This window comes from Streptomyces sp. NPDC017993 (assembly GCF_044328065.1).
Lineage (GTDB): Bacteria > Actinomycetota > Actinomycetes > Streptomycetales > Streptomycetaceae > Streptomyces.
Map to the genome: position 1 here is coordinate 294,022 of NZ_JBIRGO010000001.1, position 22,950 is coordinate 316,971.

The 22,950-nt window shown below is 71.7% G+C and carries 18 protein-coding genes; 9 read left to right on the forward strand and 9 right to left on the reverse strand.

Annotated features, from left to right (window positions below; all coding sequences use genetic code 11):
- Window positions 1-268 precede the first annotated feature (268 nt).
- Both ACH4FH_RS01460 and ACH4FH_RS01465 read right to left on the reverse strand, forming a co-directional pair.
- Window positions 269-1,090, reverse strand: a complete 822-nt coding sequence (locus ACH4FH_RS01460) for an enoyl-CoA hydratase/isomerase family protein (RefSeq protein WP_398553666.1) — start codon at window positions 1,088-1,090, stop codon at window positions 269-271.
- Between the two features lie 162 nt (window positions 1,091-1,252).
- Window positions 1,253-3,511 carry an acetate--CoA ligase family protein gene (locus ACH4FH_RS01465; protein ID WP_398553667.1) on the reverse strand — a complete coding sequence of 753 codons (2,259 nt, stop codon included), beginning with the start codon at window positions 3,509-3,511 and terminating at the stop codon, window positions 1,253-1,255.
- 522 nt (window positions 3,512-4,033) lie between these two features.
- Here ACH4FH_RS01465 and ACH4FH_RS01470 point away from each other — a divergent pair.
- From ACH4FH_RS01470 to ACH4FH_RS01480, 3 genes are all read left to right on the forward strand, one after another.
- Complete coding sequence (locus tag ACH4FH_RS01470) at window positions 4,034-4,483, forward strand: DoxX family membrane protein (RefSeq protein ID WP_398553668.1); 450 nt, start codon at window positions 4,034-4,036, stop codon at window positions 4,481-4,483.
- A gap of 121 nt (window positions 4,484-4,604) precedes the next feature.
- A complete protein-coding gene (locus tag ACH4FH_RS01475) occupies window positions 4,605-5,111 on the forward strand; it encodes a Zn-ribbon domain-containing OB-fold protein (RefSeq protein ID WP_398553669.1) in 507 nt (168 codons plus the stop codon).
- 270 nt (window positions 5,112-5,381) lie between these two features.
- A complete protein-coding gene (locus ACH4FH_RS01480; RefSeq protein WP_398553670.1) occupies window positions 5,382-5,873 on the forward strand; it encodes a GNAT family N-acetyltransferase in 492 nt (163 codons plus the stop codon).
- Window positions 5,874-5,886: 13 nt separating this feature from the next.
- Here the strand turns inward: ACH4FH_RS01480 and ACH4FH_RS01485 are convergent, their stop codons facing one another.
- Together ACH4FH_RS01485 and ACH4FH_RS01490 are read right to left on the reverse strand one after the other, a co-directional pair.
- Window positions 5,887-6,624: a pyridoxal 5'-phosphate synthase gene (locus tag ACH4FH_RS01485; RefSeq protein ID WP_398553671.1), complete on the reverse strand. Its 738-nt coding sequence runs from the start codon at window positions 6,622-6,624 to the stop codon at window positions 5,887-5,889.
- A 185-nt stretch (window positions 6,625-6,809) separates the two neighbouring features.
- Window positions 6,810-8,177: an FAD-dependent monooxygenase gene (locus ACH4FH_RS01490; RefSeq protein WP_398553672.1), complete on the reverse strand. Its 1,368-nt coding sequence runs from the start codon at window positions 8,175-8,177 to the stop codon at window positions 6,810-6,812.
- A gap of 355 nt (window positions 8,178-8,532) precedes the next feature.
- Between ACH4FH_RS01490 and ACH4FH_RS01495 the strand changes: the two genes are divergently transcribed.
- Together ACH4FH_RS01495 and ACH4FH_RS01500 are read left to right on the forward strand one after the other, a co-directional pair.
- Window positions 8,533-9,327 carry a VOC family protein gene (locus ACH4FH_RS01495; RefSeq protein WP_398553673.1) on the forward strand — a complete coding sequence of 265 codons (795 nt, stop codon included), beginning with the start codon at window positions 8,533-8,535 and terminating at the stop codon, window positions 9,325-9,327.
- Window positions 9,328-9,909: 582 nt separating this feature from the next.
- On the forward strand, window positions 9,910-11,073 hold the full coding sequence (locus ACH4FH_RS01500) for a macrolide family glycosyltransferase (RefSeq protein WP_398553969.1): 1,164 nt from the start codon (window positions 9,910-9,912) through the stop codon (window positions 11,071-11,073).
- 51 nt (window positions 11,074-11,124) lie between these two features.
- Here the strand turns inward: ACH4FH_RS01500 and ACH4FH_RS01505 are convergent, their stop codons facing one another.
- Together ACH4FH_RS01505 and ACH4FH_RS01510 are read right to left on the reverse strand one after the other, a co-directional pair.
- Window positions 11,125-11,424 carry a DUF6506 family protein gene (locus ACH4FH_RS01505; protein WP_398553674.1) on the reverse strand — a complete coding sequence of 100 codons (300 nt, stop codon included), beginning with the start codon at window positions 11,422-11,424 and terminating at the stop codon, window positions 11,125-11,127.
- 250 nt (window positions 11,425-11,674) lie between these two features.
- Window positions 11,675-12,400 carry an NAD(P)-dependent oxidoreductase gene (locus ACH4FH_RS01510; RefSeq protein WP_398553675.1) on the reverse strand — a complete coding sequence of 242 codons (726 nt, stop codon included), beginning with the start codon at window positions 12,398-12,400 and terminating at the stop codon, window positions 11,675-11,677.
- Between the two features lie 92 nt (window positions 12,401-12,492).
- Between ACH4FH_RS01510 and ACH4FH_RS01515 the strand changes: the two genes are divergently transcribed.
- The gene (locus tag ACH4FH_RS01515) at window positions 12,493-13,212 is read left to right on the forward strand and encodes a TetR/AcrR family transcriptional regulator (protein ID WP_398553676.1); all 720 of its coding nucleotides are present in this window, start codon (window positions 12,493-12,495) and stop codon (window positions 13,210-13,212) included.
- A gap of 235 nt (window positions 13,213-13,447) precedes the next feature.
- Here ACH4FH_RS01515 and ACH4FH_RS01520 read toward each other — a convergent pair whose 3' ends face one another.
- On the reverse strand, window positions 13,448-14,632 hold the full coding sequence (locus tag ACH4FH_RS01520) for a thiolase C-terminal domain-containing protein (RefSeq protein ID WP_398553677.1): 1,185 nt from the start codon (window positions 14,630-14,632) through the stop codon (window positions 13,448-13,450).
- A 238-nt stretch (window positions 14,633-14,870) separates the two neighbouring features.
- Here ACH4FH_RS01520 and ACH4FH_RS01525 point away from each other — a divergent pair, with 238 nt between their 5' ends.
- Window positions 14,871-16,148: an acyl-CoA dehydrogenase family protein gene (locus ACH4FH_RS01525; RefSeq protein WP_398553678.1), complete on the forward strand. Its 1,278-nt coding sequence runs from the start codon at window positions 14,871-14,873 to the stop codon at window positions 16,146-16,148.
- Window positions 16,148-16,618 (forward strand): nitroreductase/quinone reductase family protein, encoded by a 471-nt coding sequence (locus ACH4FH_RS01530; RefSeq protein ID WP_398553679.1) that lies wholly within the window; start codon window positions 16,148-16,150, stop codon window positions 16,616-16,618. Before ACH4FH_RS01525 ends, ACH4FH_RS01530 begins: the two co-directional genes overlap by 1 nt.
- 237 nt (window positions 16,619-16,855) lie before the next feature.
- On the opposite strand, the gene ACH4FH_RS01535 is transcribed toward ACH4FH_RS01530, so the two are convergent.
- Window positions 16,856-17,503 (reverse strand): TetR family transcriptional regulator, encoded by a 648-nt coding sequence (locus ACH4FH_RS01535; protein ID WP_398553680.1) that lies wholly within the window; start codon window positions 17,501-17,503, stop codon window positions 16,856-16,858.
- Window positions 17,504-19,059: 1,556 nt separating this feature from the next.
- Between ACH4FH_RS01535 and ACH4FH_RS01540 the strand changes: the two genes are divergently transcribed.
- Entirely contained in the window at window positions 19,060-21,645 is a 2,586-nt protein-coding gene (locus ACH4FH_RS01540; RefSeq protein WP_398553970.1) for a PQQ-binding-like beta-propeller repeat protein, read from the forward strand.
- A gap of 113 nt (window positions 21,646-21,758) precedes the next feature.
- On the opposite strand, the gene ACH4FH_RS01545 is transcribed toward ACH4FH_RS01540, so the two are convergent.
- Window positions 21,759-22,634, reverse strand: a complete 876-nt coding sequence (locus ACH4FH_RS01545) for a hypothetical protein (RefSeq protein WP_398553681.1) — start codon at window positions 22,632-22,634, stop codon at window positions 21,759-21,761.
- Window positions 22,635-22,950 lie beyond the last annotated feature (316 nt).

The following is a 22,950-nucleotide window of genomic DNA, read 5'->3' on the forward strand; positions in this document are numbered from 1 at the left end:
CCACGGGCAGCCCGGCGCCGACGAGCCACGGACAGGCGCGCGTGGCAGGCACACAGGGAGAAGAACGACCGTCCACGTCATCGTCGGCTGCGAGCCGGGGGAGCGAGGACGGCCGTGGGCGGGGGAGCGAAGGCGTCGGTGCTGATGTCGGTGGCCGATGACGGTGGGGGCCGTCCGTCCGCCTTCCCGGAGGGTTGCGCCGCCGCTTCCGGCCGTGCGACTCGGGCGCGTGCGCCGTCGGTGCGCTTCGGGCCCGTACGCCGTCGGCCTACTGCCCCCGGTACGTCGGAGAGCGGCGTTCGACGAAGGACGCCACGCCCTCCTGCGCGTCCGCGGTGGCCATGTTGATCTCCTGGGCGGTTGCCTCCGCGGCGAAGGCCGCGGCCCGGTCGGTGTCCAGCGACGCGTTGACCAGCTGTTTGGTGAGCGCGAGCGCACGGGTAGGGCCGGCCGCCAGCCGTTCTGCCCACTCCCGTGCGGTCTTCGCCAACTCACCATCCGGGACGGCCCGGTTGACCAGTCCCAGACGCTCCGCCTCGGCTGCCGGCAGTGCGTCGCCGAAGAACATCAGCTCCTTGGCGCGCTGCGGGCCGATCAGCCGCGGCAGGAGATAGGCCCCGCCGCCGTCCGGTACCAGCCCGCGGCGTACGAACACCTCGACGAAACGCGCCGATTCGGCGGCGAGCACCAGGTCGCAGGCGAACGCGAGATGCGCGCCGAGGCCGGCCGCGGTGCCGTTGACGGCGGCGATGACGGGCTTCTCGCAGTCCTGCACCGCGGCGATGAAGCGCTGGGCGCCGCGCCGGATCATCCGGGCGACATCGCCCGCCACCCGGTCACCGGTCGAGGGGGATCCGCGCAGGTCCGCCCCGGCACAGAATCCCTTGCCGGTTGCGGTGATCACGACGGCTCGTACGTCCGGGTCCGCCGAGGCGTCGGCCAGCAGGCCGATGATGCGTTCGCGCTGGTCCCAGGTGACGGCGTTCATCGCGGAGGGCCGGTTGAGCGTGATCCACGAGACGCCGTTGTCAGTGGCATGGAGTACCAATGAGTCGACGGGGGCGTTGTTCGGTCCGGGGGAGGGCGTCATGGGGGAGCGGCTCCAAGAGGTGCGGTCGGGGAGCTTGCGGTGGGGCTGTGCTCAGTCGTCAGCGCGCGTGGTGCGGGTGCTGCGGGCAGTGCGGGTGCGGTTGTCGCTTCTGCTGTCTCTGGTGCCTGTGAAGTGGCCGCGGCTGCCCTCCCGTCGGCGCGCTCAGTGGCAGATGGCGAGCGCGTCGAGAGCCACGGCGCCCTGCCCGCGCGGCAGTACGACCAGCGGGTTGATGTCCAGCTCCGCAAGGTCGTCGCCCAGTTCGAGTGCCATGCGCTGCACGCGCAGTACGACTTCGACGAGCGCGTCGACGTCCGCGGGCGGGGCGCCGCGTACGCCTTCCAGCAGGGCGTGGCCGCGCAGCTCACCGAGCATCGCGCGGGCGTGGTCCTCCCCGAAGGGCGGTACCCCCACCGCGACATCGCGCAGCACTTCCACCAACACCCCGCCGAGGCCGACCGTCACCGTCGGGCCGAAGAGGCTGTCGTGGGTGACGCCCACGACCATCTCGACACCCGGTTCGACCATCTGGCAGACCAGGACACCGTCCAGCGGGATGGCCTCGTAGCGGGCGATGTCGGTGAGTTCGCGGTAGGCGTCGCGGACCTGGCTGGCGGAGGTCAGCGCGATCTTCACGAGCCCGAGTTCGCTCTTGTGCCCCAGCTGCGGGCCCGATGCCTTCATGACCACCGGATAGCCGACCAGGCTCGCCGCCCGTACGGCCGCCGCGGCGCTGGTCACCAGCTGTTCGCGGGGGACGCGGATGCCGTAGGCGCGCAGCAGCTGCTTGCCCGCGTGCTCACTGAGCTGCCGGCCGGGACGGATCAGTGCCTGCGCCTTGCGGGCGGAGGGCGACGGCACGCGCGGGGCGTCGTCGAAGGGGGAGCGGTAGCCGGCGGTGAAGCGGTGGTGGTCGAGATAGGCGCGGACGGCGGTGATGCAGTTGCCGAAGGTGCGGAAGGTCGCCACCCGCGAGGAGCCCAGGAGGGTGGTGCGGTAGGCGTCCTCGGTGCCGACCGGCGAGCCCCACACCACGCACACCAGCTTGTCGGTCTGCTCCGCCGCCTCCACCAGATCCTTCGCGAGCTTGTCGCTCATGGGCGGGAACGGCCCGGTGATCGGGCAGATCAGCACGCCGATGGACGGGTCGGCGAGGATCGCGTCGATGATCTTGCGTCCTCGCCAGTCACCGACCGGGTGGCCGCCGTTGTCGATGGGATTGGCGACGTGCAGATAGTCCGGTATCCACTGGTGCAGCTCGCTCTGCTTGGCGTCCGGGAGGGCCGGCAGCCGCAGTCCCGCGGCGGTCGCCAGGTCGGCGAAGTGCGCACCGGTGCCGCCGGAGATCGAATAGACGGCGACGCCCTCGGCGGTGGGCTTCTTGGCGCGGGCCAGCAGCGCCGCGGTGTCCTGGAGTTCGTCGAGGCCGTCCACCCGGATCACGCCGAACTGCCGCATCGCGGCGTCCACCACACCGTCCGCGCCGGTGAGCTTGCCGGTGTGTGAGGCGGCGGTGCGGGCGCCGGTCTCGGTACGGCCGACCTTCACGGCGACGACGGGCACCTTGTTGCGGGCAGCGCGGTCGGCGGCGAGCAGAAAGCTGCGGCCGTCCTTGAGACCTTCCACGTATGCGGCGATGGCGCCGACCTCGGGGCGGGAGGCGAAGTAGGAGAGAAAGTCGGCGGTCTCCAAATCGGCCTCGTTGCCGGTCGGGGCCCAGTGGGAGAGGCGGATGCCGAGTTCCTGGAGCGTGAAGACCGGGCGGCCCTGGTGGCCGGACTGGGTGATCAGGGCGATGGCCGGACCGTCCAGGTCGTCGCGAAACTTCTCGAAGGCGTTGAGGTTGGTGTTCGGGCCGAGCAGCCGCAGTCCGGAGCGCTCGACGGCCTCGGTCAGCCGGGCCTGGGCGGCCGCACCGTCGGCGCCGGTCTCGGCGAAGCCGGAGGCGAAGGCGACCGCGAACTTCACCTTGGCCTCGGCGAGTTGCTCGATGACCGGCACGGGGTCGGCGACCAGTACGACGCCCAGGTCGACCGGTTCCGGCAGGTCGCCGACGGCGGCGTGGCAGGGCAGGCCGAAGACGTGGGAACGGCCCGGGTTGACAGGGTGGAGCCGGGCGCCGACGCGCTCCGCCCAGTCGATCAGCTGCCTGGTGATGCCGGCGTTGGGGCGGCCTTCGCTGTCCGAGGCGCCGATGACCGCCACCGAACCGGGCCGGAAGAAGCGGTCCAGATCGGGCACCACGGCGTGCAGCGGGCGGCCGCTGACGTCGAGGTCGACCGCTTCGTCGGCGCGCTGCCCGCCGCTACCGTCGAGCGGGTCGCGCACGCCATGGACGGTGTGTGGTGGTTGCTCCCCACAGGCCACGACGCGGGCCGGCCGGGAGTGCGTGGTGAGGGTGCCGTGAGTCGATCCAAGCATCGCAGACGCCCGCTCCTGTGTGACGGCTCTCATTACTTGACCTGACGCATAGTCAGATTACTGAACTGACGGCCCGTCAGGAATGGGGCTGCACGGTAAAGCTTTCCCGCGACGGGCGGGCGGCGGAACCCCCGGGCTGCGCTTGGTGGGACTTCGGGGGGCTTCGGGGGGTCCGGTCGTGACTCCGGGCGGCGCCCTTGGAGGTCCGGGGCGGCCGGTAGGGGGCGTGGGGGGTGATGCGGCTGCGCGTCGGGCCGGGCGTCGTGCGGCGTGTGTCGAGTGGCGGGAGGTGCGCTCCGCGAATCGCGGGACCGGGGTGGATTGGTGGGGTGGGTTGGCGGGGGTGGTGCGGGCTGCGCTTCAGGGCAGTTGGCGTGCGGGTGGTGGTGCTCGCCCTCTTGCGCAGCGCGACGGCTTCGGCTGAACTGACGTACCGTCAGAAACGAGCGGGTGGCATGGGCACTGTGTGGTTGTGCCATGTGGTTCCCAGTCTCGGGTGGGTCAGCGGGAAGGGCGTGCGGGATGCAAACGATCTGGCTCGACGGCGCCGAATGGCAGGCCGTGCTCCGTATAGGTCTCGGTCTGTGGTGGCTGGAGAGCTGGCGGCACAAGGACAAGAAGGACTGGTTCGAGGGCAAGGGCATCGCCTGGGCGGCGGAGGTGGCGGGTAAGCACCGCTGGGATGTCGTGCGCGGAGGTTTCGACAGAGTCGTGCGTCCGCGCCCGAAGGCGATGGCGTACGTCGTCGCCTACGCGGAACTCGCACTGGGGCTCGGCCTCGTGCTGGGCTTCCTCACGCCGGTCGCGCTGGTCGCCGGTCTGCTGCTCAATCTGATCTACCTCGTGCTGATGATCCACGACTGGGCGGAGCAGGGGCAGAACGCGATGATGGCGCTGATCTCCCTGGTGGCCCTCTTCGCGATGAGCTGGCAGGTCTGGTCGCTGGACGCCGTGGTGGGAACGTTCCTGTGAGCAGGCGCTCGGGGTGGGGAGATCCCGCGCGGGACGCCCCTGTCCGGGAGGCTCAGGCGACGGTCTCGGTGGTCGGTGTCGGCGGTCGGTGTCGGTGAAGGCGGGCGTCGGAGGAGGGCGAATGGGGAGTGCGGTGCGGTTCGATCTGCCGGAGGTGGATGCCTTCACCCGGCCGTACTGGGAGGCGGCGGCCGAGGGGCGGTTGTTGCTGCGCCGGTGCCATGCCCGAGGGTGCGGGGCCGCTCACCACTACCCGCGGGAATTCTGTCCGTACTGCTGGAGCGAGGACGTCAGCTGGGAGACGGCCGGGGGTCGCGCCACCCTCTACACGTGGTCCGTCGTGCACCGTAACGACCTGCCGCCTTTCGGGGGCCGGGTCCCTTACGTCGCGGCCGTGGTCGACCTTGCGGAGGGCCCTCGGATGATGACCGAGATCATCGACTGCCCGGAGGCGGACCTGCGGATCGGTATGCCGCTCGTGGTGTCCTTCCGCGCGGAGAGGGCGGAGAGGGCGGAGAGTACGGAGAGTACGGAGAGGGCGACGGTGAATGGCGGCGGGGCTGCGGCAGGCAACGGAGGGACTGCGGGCGAGGACGGGTTGGCAATCCCCGTCTTTCGGCCCGCGTAGAGATCACGGGCGATCCCGAGCGATCACGGGCGATCCGAGTGATCCGGAGCGAGCCCGAGCGATGCCGAGCGATCTGGAGCGATCCGAGTGATCCCGAGGCGGGGAACGTCATTCGTGAAGAGCCCACCGGCCGGTGGGTGCACCCGCGACCTCTGGCCCAGGCCCCGGCCGCGCTATGTCTGGCCTGGCCCCGGCCCGGGCGGCCAGGCCCCGGCCCCGGGGCGGTGCGAAATGGCGTTGGCGTGCCGTTCGTGTGCGCGGCATGCTGGGATGGTGCTGATTCGTGAAGCGACCGCGGCCGACTGGCCCGCCATCTGGCCTTTCCTCCACGCCATCGTGGCCGCCGGGGAGACCTACACCTACCCGCAGGACCTCGATGAGTCGACCGCCCGGGAGCTGTGGATGCTCCAGCCGCCCGGCCGTACGGTCGTCGCCGTCGACGAATCAGGCACGGTTTTGGGTACGGCCAAGATGAACCCCAATCACATGGGCCGCGCCTCGCACATCGCCGGCGCCAGCTTCATGGTCGATCCGCAGGGCGGCGGGCGCGGCGTCGGACGGGCTCTGGGTGAGCACGTACTGGCCTGGGCGCGCGCCGAGGGCTACCGCGCCATGCAGTTCAACGCGGTCGTGGAGACCAACACCGGCGCCGTCGCCCTCTGGAAGTCCCTCGGTTTCGAGATCGTGGCCACCCTCCCGGAAGGCTTCCTTCACCCCACCGAGGGCTATGTGGGGCTGCACATCATGTACCAGCAGCTGTGAAGCGCGCCGTGGCTCAAGGCCACAGCAGTTCCTGCTGCCAACCACCCTTCTCGCGAAGGTAGTTGAGGCGGATGTGCCGTCGCTGTGCGTCTCCCTGGAAGAACTCGACCTCTTCCGCGTGCAGGACGTAGAGCGTCCAGCTCGGGACGGGGGCGTCCGGCTCGCGCCGGGCACGGTCCCAGGCGGCGGCCGAGGCCCGGTCGAGCTCCTCGGTGGAGGAGAGCACCTCGCTCTGGTGTCCGACGAGCGCAGCGGCCAGTGCCCCCGTCGACCGGCGGTGGAGATCGGCCGCGCTCTCCTCAGGGCCCGCCGTAGTGACCGTGCCCCGTACGCGTACCTGGCGTCCGACCGCAGGCCAGTAGAAGCCGAGGGCGGCCCGCGGCCGGGCGGCGAGTTCACGGCCCTTGCGGCTGCCGCGGTGTGAGGCGAAGTGCCAGCCCTGCTCATCGGCGTCGTGCAGCATGAGCGTCCGCACGGACGGGTCGCCGGTCGCGTCGGCCGTTGCCAGTGTCATCGTGTGCGGCTCGGGAACCCCCGCCTCCGCGGCCTCCCGCAGCCACTGACGAAAGAGCGCCAGAGGCTCCGCCGGCGCACGGGACGGGTCGAACGCCGGCAACTCGTTCTCCCAGACCCGCAGCCCGCGCAGCAGGTCGTGGAACGCGCGGGCGGCAGCAGCGTCGGTGTGGCGGTCGGCGGCGCCGGCGGGGGCGTCGTCGTCCGGAGTGTCCTGGTGCGCGGGAAGATCGGTCATGTCAGGCAGCGTACGACGGGTCCTCCAGATGCCTGAGGGGTCCTCTCGGTGGCGAGCCCGCGACAGCAGGTGACGGTGCGGGCGATGCCGGTATCCCAGGACGCTGCTGCCGGCGATGCCCGCGTACGGCCTGGACAGCTGCCCGCAGGGGCCGGCCGGACCGCCCTCGACGCGAGCACGACCTCTCACTCTCGGGCAGCGGCCGGCGAGGGGCTGGGGCCGGGTCTCGATCCGGAGGCGGTGGCCCCTGCCGAACCCGGAGTCGGTGTCGCCGCGGAGGCCGGTGCCGCCGCGCGCAGCGGATAGTCCTTGAGCGTGATGGCGTGGGCGGCCCGCTGCACCTCTTCGGCGATCTTCTTCGCGATCAGCTTCTTCCACGGCAGGTGCGGCAGGATGCGCAGCATCAGATGCCGCAGCCGGATCTGCCATCGGGAATTCACGGTCATCTCCTTCGCGTACTTCCGCGCCAGCGCGTGATTGACCGCGACGTAGCCGCGCATCGCCGTCTCGTACCGCTCGAACGCCGCCACCGGGTCGCCGTCGGCCGCCGCCAGCTCCCCGGCCAGGATGTACGCGCCGACCAGCGCGATCCCCGTGCCCTGCCCCGAGGCCGGTGACGCGCAGTGCGCGGCATCGCCGAGCAGCACCACGCGCCCGCGTGACCAGCGGTCCATCTCGATCAGGCTCATGGCGTCGAAGTAGAGGTCGGGTGCCTCGCGGGCCGCTTCCAGCAGTCGCGGCACCTGCCAGCCGTCCCCGGCGAACGCGTTCTCCAGCAACGCCACTTGCTGCGTGCGGTCGCGGTGGTCGTACGACAGGCGCGGCGCGCGGAAGGCGAGCAGGCCCTTCGCCGCCGGGTCCCCGGCCGAGCTGTAGGCGCACACCATCTTGCCGGGGATCAGGTGGTACAACTCCTCTCGGTCCAGGGCGAGTTCGTTGGGCATGGAGAACGCCGAGATATACGCGCCCAAGTGGCGTACGAACGGCTCCTCCGGGCCGAAGGCCAGCCGCCGCACGGTCGAGTGCATCCCGTCCGCGCCGACGACGAGATCGAAGCGACGCGGCGCGCCGCGCTCGAAGGTGACCTCCACGCCGCCCTGCCCGGTGTCGCGGCCGTCGGCGCCGTCCTCGTGTTCGGTGAGTGAGGTGATCGAGTCGCCGAAGACGTACTCGACGTCCGCCTTCGTGCGGTCGTGCAGCAGACGCACCAGGGCGCTGCGCATGATCTCGTCGTCGCGGCCGACCCGGGCGCCGAAGATGTCGGCGGGGAGGGTCGCGATCCGTTCGCCGTCGTCGTTCACGTAGGCGCCGGTCTGCATGTCCGTGCCGGCGCGCCGGACATCCGGCAGGAGCCCCATCCGCTCGACGACGTCGATGGCCACGCCCCGGATGTCGACCTTGTAGCCGCCGGTCCGCAGCTCAGGGGCGCGTTCGATGACGGTCACCGCGAAGCCGTGGCGATGCAGCCAGAAGGCGAGAGCGGGCCCGGCGATGCCGGCGCCGGAAATGAGCACGGTCTGAGGGGTGCGCAGGGGTGAACCGGGTCCGGACATGGCGGTGTTCCCTTTCGTCGTGGTGCTCCTGGGTGGGGCGGGCCGTCAGTGGCGGCGCCCGTTCGGTGCTCGCGCCGCGGGGTGGATGCGCGCGTCGCGGAGGGGGTGCTCGCGCTTCCCGGCAGGGCCGGTGGCTCGCGCCGCCCGCCGTGGTGAACCGACTGTACAACCGTCCTAGACGCTTGTCTATGACAGCCGTATAGATTCGGGGGTGGGTCGGGCTGTCGCCCTCGGCGGGCCGGAGTCGGGCACCGCAAGGGGCCGGAATTGACCCGGGTCGCGGACCGGAACTGTCCTCGATGCTCTTTAGCGTGGTCTGTGTCCACGCGGATCCATCACCTCCGAGGAGCCTCTGATGAGCGAGGTCACCACCAACCAGCCGTACGGCACGCCCACGTGGATCGATCTCGGGGTGGCCGACATCGACCGGGCGAAGGCGTTCTACGGAGCACTGTTCGGCTGGACGTACGAGGAGAGTGCCTCGGCGACCGGGCCCTTCACGATGTGTCTGCTGCGCGGGCGGCGGGTGGCGGCGCTCCGGCCACGGTCCGTCGCGGACCCCGATGGCGAGTCGTGGTGGCACATGTACCTCGCGGCGGATGACTGCGACGCCGCGACCGAGCGCGTTAGGGCCGGCGGCGGATCGGTGCTCCAACCGCCACAGGACGTAGCGGAGTTGGGCCGCACCGCCGCTGTCGAGGACCCGGTGGGAGCCCGGTTCAGCCTGTGGCAGGGGCGTGCCCTCGCGGGCTGTGAATTCGTCAACGAGCCCGCCACGCTGGTCCGCAACGATCTGGCCACGTCCGCCCCCGAGCCCGCCCGGCGCTTCTACGGGGACACCTTCGACTTCACCCTCGACGGCAACAAGGACCTCCCGGACTTCGACTTCACCTTCCTGCGCCGGCCGGACGGTCACGAGATCGGCGGTGTCTTCGGCGATCCAGGGGCGGCGGCTTCACGCTGGCGGACGACGTTCGAGGTCGCCGGAACGGACGAGGCGGCCGCACGCGCGGTCGCCGCCGGCGGCACGGCATCGGCTTCGACGGACACCCCGTACGGGCGGATGGCCGATCTCACCGACCCCTTCGGCACGGCCTTCGGCGTCATCACCCGCCTGCCCGCCGGACGGGACGTGGCGGCCAGGGGGTAACGGGAGGGCGCACAGCGACTGTTGGGCAGGCGGCCAGGCGGGGCAAGGAGAGCAGACGGGCGGCCGACAGTCGGGCAGGCGGCTGCGGTAGCGCGTACACGGCGACGACGGCGACGGCAGGGACGGCGGCGGTTGGTCGGGGTAGCGGCAGCTCCCGGCCCGCCGCAGGGGCAGGCGCCGAGACCGGGCAGGGCGAGCGGCGAGCGGCAGAGCAGGGCGAGCGGTGAGCGGCGGAGGGCGCCGGCCCGGCCGGAAATAATCCCTTCGCCCGATCCCCGGCGCGCGTCTACTCTTCCCGTATGCAGTTTCTCCAGATCTACGGCTGAGACGCCCGAGGGCGCTCTTGCCGCCCCGCCGCCCGTACCCACCTGTGCCCTGCGCGCGACCGGCTCAGCCGTCGTCGTCGCCCTGGTTCCGCTCGGTCCGGGCTTCCGTCCTCATCCGCCGTAGCTCTGTACCGAAGGACATCCCATGATGCGTCGCATTCGTCCTGCCCACGACGTCCACGAGGCGCACAGCGCCTCCACCCGCCAGGCCCGTCAGGGCATCGGCGACTCCCACCGGCCGGCCGCTCACATCGCCATGATCGGTACGCCGATGGTCAGTCATGTGATGCCCGGTCTGGGCATCATCCGGGAGCTGGTGGCCCGCGGTCATCGCGTGACGTACGCCAACAGCGACCACGCAGCCGAGCTGATCGCGCCCACCGGCGCCGAGTTCGTCCCCCTCACCACCACCCTCCCGGTCGCCGACAACAACTGGCCGCAGGATCCGATCGCCGCGTCGTCGCTCTTCCTCGACGACGCGATGGCGATGCTGCCGCAACTGCGCGCCGTGTACGACGACGACCCCGCCGACGTGTACCTCTACGACGTCGGGGCCTACGCCGCCCGCGCCCTGGCCGAGGCCCAGGGCAGGGACGTCGTCCAGCTGTCGCCGACTTTTGTGGGCTGGGAAGGCGCCCAGGAGGAGTTCGCCGCGGCGTTCGCCGGGCTGCCGGGGGCCGACGTCTACCGCGCGCGGTTCGCGGCGTGGCTGGCGGAGTGCGGTGCGGTCACCACGGACGTGGACGAGTTCTCCGGGCGGCCGCGCCGGGCGCTGGCGATGATCCCGCGGGCCATGCAGCCGCATGCGGACCGGGTGGACGAGGAAGCCGTGACGTTCGTCGGGCCGTGCTTCGGTGACCGGCCGCGGGAGCAGGAACAGGGCGCCTGGACGCGGCCCGCCGGCGCCGAGAAGGTGCTGCTGGTGTCCCTGGGGTCGGCGTACACCCGGCAGCCGGAGTTCTACCGGAGTTGCGTGGCTGCCTTCGGGGAGCTGCCGGGTTGGCATGTGGTGCTGCAGATCGGCAAGTACACCGATCCGACGGAGCTGGGGGACGTACCGCCGAACATTGAAGTGCGCTCCTGGGTACCGCAGTTGGCGATCCTGGAGCAGGCGGACGCGTTTGTGACGCATGCGGGTATGGGAGGCAGCAGCGAGGGGCTGTACGCCGGTGTGCCGATGATCGCCGTGCCACAGGGCGCCGAACAGTTCCTCAACGCCGACCGGCTCGTCGAGCTGGGCGTCGCCCGCCGTATCGACACGGCGGATGCCACGGCGGAGGCGCTGCGTACGGCCCTGGAGGAACTCACCACGGACGAACGCGTCGCCGCACGCTCGGCCGAACTCCGAGCCGAGGCCCGCGCCGAGGGCGGTGCGAGTCGGGCCGCGGACCTCATCGAGCAGCGGATCGGGAGGCGCTAGCCCGGCGGGCAGCGGCCGGGTGGGCTGGGCGGCGCGGCGGGCGGCAGGTGGTCAGGAGAAGATCGCGTGCACCTGATCGACCGCTTCCGGCCCGTAGCCCACCGTCCCCACCGGGACCGCACCGTCGATCGCCTCGATGATGCGACCTGCCCACACCGGCCCGAACCCGCCGCACAGCTCGATCAGTTGCACGCCCTCGTCCACCAGTCGGCGCGCGACCTCGACGGCTTCCTCAGGCTTCGCCACCCCGACGAGCACGGTGCGGCACTCACCCGTGTCCACGGTGTTGACATCGCCTCCCGCGGCGCTGCCGGCCGCTGTGTAGATGAATCCCCAGTGCGTGAGCGCCATGCGCGAACCCCCTGTGTCCGTCGAAGCCACCAGCCAAGCAGAACCGGGCCGGGGCCGTACCGGATCGGGGGCGACCCGTGAGTGATCCGCGCCTCATGCCCGGAGCCGGGCTCGCGGTACCGGTCTGACCCGACCCGGCAACTAGGCACTGTCCGATGGATCGTGTGATCAGGCCGGCATTCACATCGCATCGTTCGGATGAGGCGCCGGTACCTGCCGGACAGTCCTTGGGCGCGTCCGTCAACGTCGGTCAGTAGCCGATGGTGAAGCGGCGTTGGACGAAGCGCGGCAGCTCGGCCTCGTCGACGAGGGCGACGGCGGCGTCCTCCATGGAAATGCGACTGAGCCCGTCGGCGTCGCGGACCGGCTGGTCGCCGCCGATGCGGAATCGGCCGGTTCGCTCACCGGGCGCTATGTCTTCCGCGGGGCTGAAGTAGGTCCAGAGCCGGTTGGAGGTGCGCAGGACGTTCAGGCCGTCCCGGGCGCCGCGCACTGAGGCTGCGTACCCCCTCGGCAAACCGACCAGATCGAGGGTCTTGTTCAACTGCTCGTCGGTGTCAGCCAGTACGAGTCCGGGTTCGACCTCCAGACTGCCGGCGCCGCCGATCACGATCAGCCGGGTCCGCGGGTGGCTGTCGAGCGCCTTGAGCAGCGCCCGTGCGGCGGTGACGTGGACCGTGGGATCGGCGATCGAGCGCTCCAGCGTATCCACGAGGTCCTTGGCCGCATTGCCGGGCTGGAATCCGCTGATCAGCACGTCCAGACCAGGTATCACCGCGGTGACGCTCGCGGCATCGAGGATGTCGACACTCTGCCAGGCGATGTTGTCCCGGTTGTCGCTGATCTTCGTGGCGTCGCGGCTGAAGGCCGTGACGTGGTGCCCCCGGCCGAGGGCTTCGGTGACGACGCGACTGCCGATACCACCTGTGGCCCCAATGACTCCGATGTGCATAGCTCTCCCCAGGTAGCTGTTCATATCGCCGCTCTAAATTCACGGCATGCAGAGACTATATGGTGTGCAGTTTGAATACGGCACCTAATATGTTTGACGCTGTAGAGTGCGTGGCCATGGGAAGCGAGGGAAGCATCAAGGGGCGTCGCGAGCGGTTGCGAGCCGAAACGACCGCCGAGATCAAGAAGGTTGCGCTGGAGCTGATGGCTTCGGGCGGGCCCGGCGCGATCACGCTGCGGGCCATCGCTCGAGAAATGGGCATGACGGCCAACGCCATCTACAGCTACTTCGCCACCCGTGACGACTTGGTCACTACGCTGATCGACGGCGTCTACACTTCGCTGGCCGACGCCGTGGACGCCGCGTGGGACGCCGCCCCCGCCGGGGACCCGGCCGCCCGGATCCAGGCATGGGCCTGTGCATTCAGGAACTGGGCGCTGGCCAACCCTGAGGGCTTCCGCCTCATCTACGGCGACCCTGTGCCCGGCTACCGGCCCCCCGAGGGCGGCGCCGCCCCCGACGCCGCCCACCGCCTATGCACCGGCATCACCGCACTCGCGGCCGCCGCGTGGGTGCACGCCGGCCCCCATAACGCGGACAGCGACTTCACCTGGTCCGACTTCGCCCCTGGCCTGCTGGACAAAGTCCGCCCGGCCTTCCCCGACCTGCCCCCAGCCGCCGTGGCTCTCGCCATGCGAATCTGGAGCCGCCTGCACGGCTTGGTGTCACTCGAGATCTACGGCCACCTGCAGGCCCAGTCCCTCAGCCCAGAAAAGCTCTTCCGCGAAGAACTGGCCCAGCTCATTCGGTCCCTGGGACTCGAACCGCAGAGGTAACGGCCGTGTGAAAGCGGCCAGATGTAGGGGTGCCTCGCCCCCGCCGACAAGCAGCCACTGCCAGGCTGTCGATTCCACCAGTCTGCTCGCGCTGGTACGAAGCGAGTCGGGGGCGCCCGCGCGATCAGCGCACCTTCGCCCGCTTGACGGACGAGACCCTCCGCAACTGCCTCCAACGTGGCGCCGGGCCACACGTCGCCGTCAGGCCCGACACGCACGACGCCTCGGGCAGGCCCTAACCCCGACCCAGCACCACCGTCCCCGACGAGCAGAACCAGCCGCCGGTGCCGGAGGCGACGGCCAGCTGGGGCAGGCTGCCGTCGGGTCGGTGGACCTGGCGGTCGGGCCCTGCCTCGCCGCGGAGTTGGCATACCGCCTCGACCAGGAGGAACAGGCCGCGCATGCCCGGGTGGCAGGCGGCCAGGCCGCCGCCGTCGGTGTTGACGGGCAGTGCGCCGGCCCGCAGCAGTCGGCCCTTCTCCACGAACGCCCCGCCCTCGCCCTTGGCGCAGAAGCCGAGGTCCTCCAGCGTCACCAGGGTCATGTAGGTGAAGGCGTCGTAGAGCTCGGCGAGGTCGATCTCCGACGGGCGGACGCCGGCGCGTCGGAAGGCGAGGCGGCCGGAGACCGCCGCCGGTGAGACCGTGAAGTCCGCCCACTCGGACATGGTGGTGTGGGAGACAGCGGTGCCGGAGCCGAGCACCCACACCGGGGGTTTGGCGAGGTCGGCGACGTAATCCGCGGCGACGAGCAGGACCGCGCAGCCACCGTCGGAGCGGATGCAGCAGTGCAGCTTGGTGAACGGGTCGGCGATCATCGGGCCGGACAGCACGTCATCGACGGTGATCGGGGCGCGGTACATCGCGTCCGGGTTGGCAGCCGCGTTGGCACGCGCCTGAACGGCGACCTCCGCCAACTGCTCCAGCGTGGTGCCGTATTGGTGCATGTGACGGCGGGCGGCCATGGCGTATTTGGCGATCAGGGTGTGGCCGTAGGGGACCTCGAACTGAAGGGGGCCGCGGGCGCCGAACGAGAGATTCGAGGTGCGTCGCCCGGCCTTGATGTCGGCGCGGGCCGTGGAGCCGTAGACGAGGAGGACGGCGTTCGCATGGCCGGCGGCGATCGCGTCGGCGGCGTGCGCGGCCATGACTTCCCAGGTGGAGCCGCCGACCGAGGTCGAGTCGACCCAGGTGGGGGCGAGGCCCAGGTATTCGGCGACCTCGACCGGCGCCAAAGTGCCGAGACCGGCCGAGGCGAATCCGTCGATCACCGAGCGGTCCAGGCCGGAGTCGGCGAGCGCGCGGCGGGCGGCCTGGGCGTGCAGGGCATAGGGGGTGGCGCCGTCCACGCGTCCGCAGTCGGACAGGGCAACTCCGGCGACGGCGACCTTGCGATTCCCGGAAGGGCTCCCTGAAGGCATCATCTGACGGTACATCAGATTAAGCAGGGTGGGCAGAGTGCTGCCAGGTGAGGGTGCCGGGAGGCGTTCCCCATAGATCTGCCGCCACCTTCGCGAGAGCCTAGGAAAGTGCGCAGGACATCCCTACGATGACGGCCCGTCAGTTCTGGCTGCCGCGTGACGTGCCACGAGCCGTGGCCGCGTACGGGTGGCCGCCGCGCTGACGGGCCTTTGTCGCACGGCCGGGAGGAGCCCGCCGATGGATGCCGCGTTCACCGAGGAGCAGGACGAGATCCGCCGCACTCTGCGCGAGCTGCTGCACAAACACTGCGGCCCGGACGAGATCAAGGCGGCGGTGCGTACCCCGCCGGGTCACGACGAGGGGCTGTGGCGCCGGCTCGCCCAGGAACTCGGGCTGCCCGGCCTCGCGCTGCCCGCCGCGTACGGAGGAGTGGGGTGCGGGCCCACCGAACTCGCCCTGGCCGGCGAGGAGACCGGCCGTGCGCTGCTGCCCTCGCCGCTGGTCGCGACCGCGGCGCTGGCCGCTCCGCTGATCCTGGCGCTGGGCACCGCACGGCAGCGCACCGCACTGCTGCCCGCCATCGCGGCCGGGCAGATGACCGGGACGCTGGTCGTGCCCGGCGGGCAGCTGACGACCGCGCTCGCGCTGACCGGGGCCAACGACGGCGACTGGGCGGGCGGCGGCCGGTCCGGCGGAATACAGGCACGGGCCGACGACGGGGGCTGGCGGCTGTACGGGGAGGCCGAGCAGGTCCTGGACGGTCATACCGCCGGCGTGCTGGTGGTGGCCGCTCGCACGGGCGGCTTCGCCCGCGGCCGCACGCTGCTCTTCCTCGTACGGACGGATGGCCGGGGTGCGGACCGGGACGCCCGCGGCGCCGTACCCGCCGAGGTGGCCGGCCTGTCGCGGACCCGGCAGACGGTGATGGACGAGACCCGGAGCCAGGCCCGGGTGGAACTCCGCGATGTAGCTGCCGAGTTGCTGGGGGAGTCCGGCGACGACGGAGCCGCGGTGGCCGCCGCGCTCTCGGCGACGGGGGCGGTGGCTGCCGCCGTGCTGGCCGCCGAGGCGGTCGGCGCGGCCGACGCGGCGCTGGCCCGCACCGTCGCCCACGTCCAGGCGCGCGAGCAGTTCGGCCGGCCCATCGGGTCCTTCCAGGCGATCCAGCACCGGCTCGCCGACCTGTACGTCACGGTGCAGGCGGCTCGCTCCGCGGCGTACTACGCGGCGTGGACGGTGGGTGGCGACCCGGCCACCGGGGCCCGCCGCGCCGCAGAGCCGGGCGTGTGCGGTCTGGCGCTCGCGCAGGCGCTGGAAACGCTGCGCACGGTGGCGGCGGAAGCGGTGCAACTGCACGGCGGCATCGGCTTCACCTGGGAACACGACGCGCATCTCGTCTTCAAGCGGGCCGCCTGCGACGAACTCCTGCTGGGGCCCGTACACCGGCTCCGGGCGCACGCCGCGCAGCAGGCCGGACTGTTCACGCCCGGCACACGAGAGGCGGTCGGAGCCTGATGCCGCCCGGTCTGCGGATGGTGCAGAAGGTCTCCTCGACCCGTACGTTCGCGCGGGTCGCGCCGCACCTCATCCCCGCGCTGGACCGCGCGGTGCACCGGCTGACCCGAGGCAAGGTCCTGCTCAGCGCGCAGATGCTGCCCGGGGTGATTCTGACCGCGACGGGCGCCAGGAGCGGGCAGCCGCGGCGTACGCCGCTGGCCTGCATGCCCGAGGAAGGGGGCAGCTGGCTGCTCATCGGCAGCAACTTCGGGCGGCCCGGACACCCTGCCTGGACCGGCAACCTCCTCAAGCAACCGGAGGCACAGGTGAGTTGGCGCGGCACGGACATCGCGGTACGGGCCCGGCTGCTCACCGGGGAGGAGCGGGAGCGGGCGTGGCGGGCGGCGCTGGCGTTCTGGCCGCCGTGTGCCGCCTATCAGGCGCGGGTCGAGCGGGAGATCCGGCTGTTCCGGCTGGAGCGGCGCTGACCTTCCCGGGCGATGAGGCGCCGGGTGGCGTGGCTCGCGGTCAGCGCCCTGCCGGGTGTGCCACAGCGGTGCCGGCGCACGCGCAGCAGGTGCCGTTCGAACCCCCGAGGGGCCGGACGGCACCCGCTGTGTGTGCAGCTGTGCGGCTATGGCAGGACGGACACAGGACGGATCGCGAACTGTCCCGGGTGGGCCGGGAGATCGGGGCACACCGTGTGAACACGATGGCGCCTCTTGTTACTTCGTCGGCTTCTTGCCGGTGACACCGAGGTGCACCAGCAGCGCCAGGTTCGGCTTGAGTTCCGCCTGCTTGACGCCCCAGCTCTGGAAGCCCTTCTGGTGCCCGGCAACCGCCGCGAGCATCGCGACGATCGAACCGGCCATGGCCGCCGGGCTCACGTCCTTGTCGACCTTGTTCTTGCTCTGGAGCTCCCGGATGGACTCCGCAAGGGAGTTGTTGACGGCGTTGAGGATCTTCATGCGGATCTTGTAGAACCGCTTGTCGCCCTCGGCCGCGCCCAGGTCCACTACGCGCAGAATCGCGTCGTGCTTGCGCCAGAAGGAGAGGAAGCCATCGACGAGCTCCTCCGCCGTCTGCCAACCGGACTTGCCCACCCAGGAGCGCCCGGCGACGAGATCGGTCAGAGTTGCGCCTTCTTTGGCCATCTCCTCGGCGATTTCGAGGACGGCGCCCTCCACATCCGGGAAGTACTGGTAGAACGTAGCGGGTGAAGTGCCCGCCTTTCGGGCCACATCGATGACCTTGACGTCCCGATACGGGGATGAACTGAGCATTTCGCTGAGGCAGTCGAGCAGCTTTTGCCGCGTTGCCTGCCCGCGGCGGCCGGCAACTCTGCCGTCGACGGTTCGCACTTGTCCTGTCATGCCGTCAGCTTACCGAGGGGTGATCGGAGCGCGATTTGGCTGCCTGCAAATGGGGATGCGTGGAGTTCATGGCGCCCCGGTCCGGCTGCCGCGCTGGTGGCAGCCCCGCGGGCGGTCATACCGGCGATCGCGGGCCTTCCGGCGGGGTGCTCCGCCCGCCCGTGACCGGCCCCTGAAGGGCGGTGCGCGGCGATTGGCCCGAACTGGTGAATGGTCTTATCAACAGGCTGTGGAAAACATCTGTGCGTAAGGCGCGGTGCTGCGCGACGCCCGCGCGGCAAGTGCGCGCCACGGGCCGTTCGTTGAGCGCCTGGCCGACCATTTATCGATCATGTGTACGAATAATTCGCCGGGCGGGGCTCCCGGACCGGCGCTAGCGTGGACGCATGACCGCACTCGTGGACGGTTGCGCCGTGCTGGGCGGACGCGCTGCTGCCCGACCTCGACGAGGGCGAGAGGTTCTACGGTGAGCTCCTCGGCTGGACCTTCTCCGAGAGCGTCCCGAGTTCGGCGGCTGCACCCAGGCGTTCCGTAGCGGCAAGAGGGCGGGACTGACCCCCAAGCCGGATGGGTCGATGCCCGCGACCTGGGGGCTCTACTTCGCGCCCGGCGGCATCAGGCGACCGGGGCCGCGATCCGCGACGCGGGCGGGGAGATCTTCTCGCCGCCGATGGTGGTCGGCGATCTCGGCTCGATGATGATCGCCGTCGACCAGGCAGGAGCACCCCCATGGAGAGCCCTGGCTTCCTGCCCTGGCGGGTCCCGGCCTGTCCGGTGGGATCGGTTGCCCCGGGGCGATGGACGCACCGCGACCCGTCTCGGCGGCAGCGTCATGGTCGCCCCGTTGCCCACCCCTGGCGGCTCGTTCGCGGTCCTCGGTGACAATCAGGGCGCCACCTTTGGCGTCATGGCCACGAAATAGCCTCCGGCACCGCAGAATTGAAGAAGCGTTCGCGCACGGACGCGGAGGTGCACGGGCAGGCGACGGCAGGGATGGCATGACCGGTAGGGGATGGGCGCGCGGCCGGAGGGCCGCGGCGGTGACGAGGCGGGCGGTACGGGCGGTGGCCCGCGGCGGGAGAGCGGCCGGCCGGCCGCCGCGCTACGGAATACCGGCGGCGGGCGCCCGGCCGGTGTGACGCCGGAGGCCGTCCGGGACGGTGAGTGCGCATGTTTTCGGCCACACCCGTCGGCTTCACCACCGCTGCGGGCGGGCGGTGAGGGTGTACGTATCGGGCACGGCGACATCTGCGGACGATCCACAACCGACCGGTAACCCCCTGGCAACCGCACCTCGGCGGACGTATCGGAGCACGTCAGGCGGGGGTGCGTTACGCCAGGTAACGACCTCGGTGCGTACCGCTGGGGGTGAGTCGTGACACGACGCATGGGCCCCGGGTTCGCAACCGTCGGCTCGGCCAGGAAGAATCAGCTCGCGTACGGCCGTTTCGGCCAGGCGATGAGACGCTGCACGGGGCGGTGGCTCTCGGCGGCAAGTGGCTATTGAGAGTCTTTTATTCGCCCCACGGGGAGGTGGCAGGCAAGTGGTGGAGCAGCTGACGCAGCTGACGCAGCACGATCCCCGGCGGATCGGCCCGTTCGAGGTGCTCGGCCGTCTCGGGGCCGGCGGCATGGGTCTGGTCTATCTGGCGCGTTCGGCGTCCGGCCGGCGCGTGGCGATCAAGACGGTGCGCACCGAGCTCGCGGAGGACCAGCTGTTCCGGGTCCGCTTCACCCGTGAGGTCGAGGCCGCGCGCGCGGTCAGCGGCTTCTACACCGCCGCGGTGGTGGACGCCGACCCCCGGGCGGCGGTGCCCTGGCTCGCGACCGCCTACGTCCCCGCGCCCTCCCTCGAGGAAATAGTCAATGAGTGCGGGCCGTTGCCGGCCCAGGCGGTGCGGTGGCTGGCGGCCGGGATCGCCGAGGCGCTGCAGTCCATCCACGGCGCCGGCCTGGTCCACCGCGACCTGAAGCCCTCCAACGTCCTGGTCGTCGAGGACGGCCCCCGGGTGATCGACTTCGGTATCGCCTCCGGGGTGTCCAACACCCGTCTGACGATGACCAATGTGGCCGTGGGCACGCCCGCCTACATGTCGCCCGAGCAGGCCCGCGACTCGCGCAGCGTGACGGGCGCGAGCGATGTCTTCTCCCTGGGCTCGACCCTGGTCTTCGCCGCTACCGGGCACGCGCCGTTCCACGGCGCGAACCCCGTCGAGACCGTCTTCATGCTGCTGCGCGAGGGCCCGGACCTGGCCGGACTGCCCGACGAGCTGCGTCCGCTGATGGAGTCCTGCATGCAGATGGAGGCGCCGCACCGGCCGTCTCCCGCCGACCTGCAGTCCCAGCTCGCCCCCCATCTCTTCGGGTCAGGCAGCGACGACAGCGGCACGGCCTCCGCCTGGCTGCCGGCCGGCGCGGTGGCGCTCATAGAGGGGCGCCGCGGCGGCCGTCCTTCCGTTCCCAAGGCCGCACCCCAGCGCGCCAACTCCGGCCAGGGGCGCGGCGCCGGCCGGGCTGCGCCCGCCGCGGCGGCCCCGATGCCGCCGCAGCCCGTGCAGCCCCCGCCGCGGCCCGACGGCCCGCCGCCCGCCGGTTGGCCCGACCGGATCGGCGCGGGCCCCGGTGCGCACCGCGGGGGCGACCCCCGTGGCGCCGCCCCCGGCCCGATGCCGCCGCAGGTCGCGTCGCTCGGCCCGGACGTCTCGACGGCCCGGATGACCCCGGTCTCCGCGCCGGCGCCGGCCACCGCGCTCTCCTCCGCGCCGGAGGGCCCCGGCGGCCCCGTACGGCTCGGTGGCTCACCCTCCCCGATCGGTCCGGGTCCGCGCGCCGCGGACGCCCGTGAGCCGCAGCCGCACGCCCATGCCGGCCCCGCGACGAACTGGGTGCGACCGCCCGGAGGCGGCCCGACGACCGGAGTTCCTCCGCAGGGCCCCTCGGCCAACCAAGGCCCCGCGGACGAGCCCGCGCGCCCCGACGCGGCGCCCACCGAGGCGCCCGCCGCGGAGCCGGGCCGCTGGCGCCCCTGGCGGTTCCGGATGTCGAACGACGTGTGGGGCACCCCCGCCGTCGCCGACGACCTGCTGTACGTCACCTCCTTCGAGGTGCACGCCCTCGATGTGGCCAGCGGGCGGCGGAAGTTCAAGACCCGCGACGTCGCCTGGGCGATGGCCGTCGCGGACGGCCGGATCCACGCCTCCGACGGCCCGAGCCTCTACGCACTCGACGCCGAGGACGGCTCCGAACGCTGGCGGCTCAACACCGAAGGCTGGGTCTACGCCCTCAAGGTCGACCGCGGGACGGTCGTCACCAGCACCCGCGGTGGCGGCGTCCAGGCGTGGGAGGCCGGCAACGGCGAGCTGCTGTGGGAGATCGGTGGCGTACAGACCGACTTCGAGACCGCCGAGGCCGCGCCCGTGGTGCACGACGGCACGGTGTTCGTCTGGGCCGATGCGCGGCTGAAGGCGCTGGAGGCGCGCACCGGCGCGGAACGCTGGTCGTACCCGGTGGGGGACGCGGCGTCCTGCGGCGGGGTGCCGATGCGGCTGCTGCCCGCACCGGACGGCGTGGTCTATGTGGTGGCCGGCACCCGGGTGCTGGCGATCGACATCGCGCGCGGCGATGTCCGCTGGCACTTCGAGGCGCCCGCGGCGTTCCTGAGCCCGCCGGCCTTCGCCCCCGGCCCGGCCGTCACCGGCGGCGGGGTCTATCTGGCGGACTACCTCGGTACGGTCTACGCGCTGGACGCGGCGGACGGCCGCGACCGCTGGCGCATCGCGACGGAGGCACGGCAGTCCACCGAGCCGGTGCTGGTCGCGCACGGCGCGGTCCACCTGGGCAGCGGCAAGGCGCTCTACACGCTGGACGCGGTGACCGGCACGCCCCGCTGGCGGTTCCAGGCCGGCGCCGAGGTGGTGGGCGCCCCTGTCGTCGCGGAGGGCCGGGTGCACTTCGGATCCGCCGACCACTGCCTCTACACGCTGGATGCGATGGGCGGTCAGCTGCGCTGGAAGCTGGCCACCGGCGGCGAGATCACCGGCTCCCCGGTGGCGGTCGGCGGCGTGGTCTACGCGTGCAGCAAGGACCGCTGTGTCTACGCGCTCGACGCGGCCAAGGGGACGGGGCTGGCCCGGCGGTCGTAAGGCTGCCGGTTGCCGGGAGGATCTGCCGCGGGTGCGGGTGCGGGTGCGGGTGCGGGTGCGGGTGACCGACCCTCGCCGCGCGCCCGTTGCCGGTGCCGTGCCTCCGTCGCCCCTTACCGCCGTTCGTCGTGCGGGTCTTGGCGCGGGTCGTGCGGGTGCGGGCGACGAGGTTGCCGATGTTCCTTGCCCCACTGCACCGGGGGCGTGGGCGGTTGGGGATGCGCCGGCCGGGTCGGCTGCTCCCAGGTCTGCTGCGGCGGTTCCGGCCACGGTGCGGTGGGTTGGCCCTGCGGCGGATACGCCCCGCCGGGCGGGGGCTCGGCGGCGGGCCCGGCGCCGGTGGGGTACGGCCGCTGACCCCGGTCGTCGGCCACCGGGTGGTCCTGGACCAGGGGTTGGGGGGCGGTCGGCCGCTCCTCGTCGTAACCGTCGTCCCGGCTGTACCGGTCGTCCCCGGCGTACTGGTCGTCCCGGGCGTACTGATCTTCCCGGCCGTATCGGTCGTCCCAGCCGTACTGGTCCCGCTCGGGCCGCCCGTAGTACCCGTCGTCGTAGCGGCCGTGGCCGTCGTCGACACGGTGGCGCCGCCCTCTCATGATCAGCGCGGCGAGCAGGAGCAGGGCGCCGCCCCCCAGGGCCGAGGCCGCGCCGACACCCAGACCGCCGTCGGTGCCTGCGGTGAGTTCGCCCGCGGCCTGGCCCTGGCGGACCATCCACAAGACGGTGAAGCCGAGCACCACCACACCGGCGAGCGCCACCATGAGGCGTGCGCGCAGCATGACGCCGATCAGTGTCAGCACGGCGGCGAACAGCATGGGCAGCAGCAGCGAGCCGAAGAGTTCGGCGCTGTCGCCGGTGATCCCTCCGAAGAGGTCGTCGATCCGGATGTCGCTGCCGTGACGGCCGTCGTACCAGGGACGGAAGGGGCTCCAGACGGCGGCCGCCGCTCCGATGAGGGCGACCAGGCCGCCGAGTACGTTACGCACCACTGGCGTCGCCTCGTTTCGCGTCGTCCGGTCGTCCTCCGTGACCGACGCTACGCCTGACCGCACCCTCTCGCTAGACATATGCCTCCTTATGCGGCATTCCCTGCACTTTAGGGGTGAGCGGGGCCTTTTTGCCTTCCCTTCGGCTGCTTCCGTCGCTTGCGCGCCACGCGTCGCAGGGCCTCCTCCGCGGCCGGGAGCGGTTACTCCTCAGTCGCCCCGGCGCCGTACGGGCGGGCCCCGCGCCCTTGCTATGGTGCCGTGCACGCGTCAAGTCGAGCGCCGGCGCGGCACATACGTTTTCACGGGGGACGGGCAC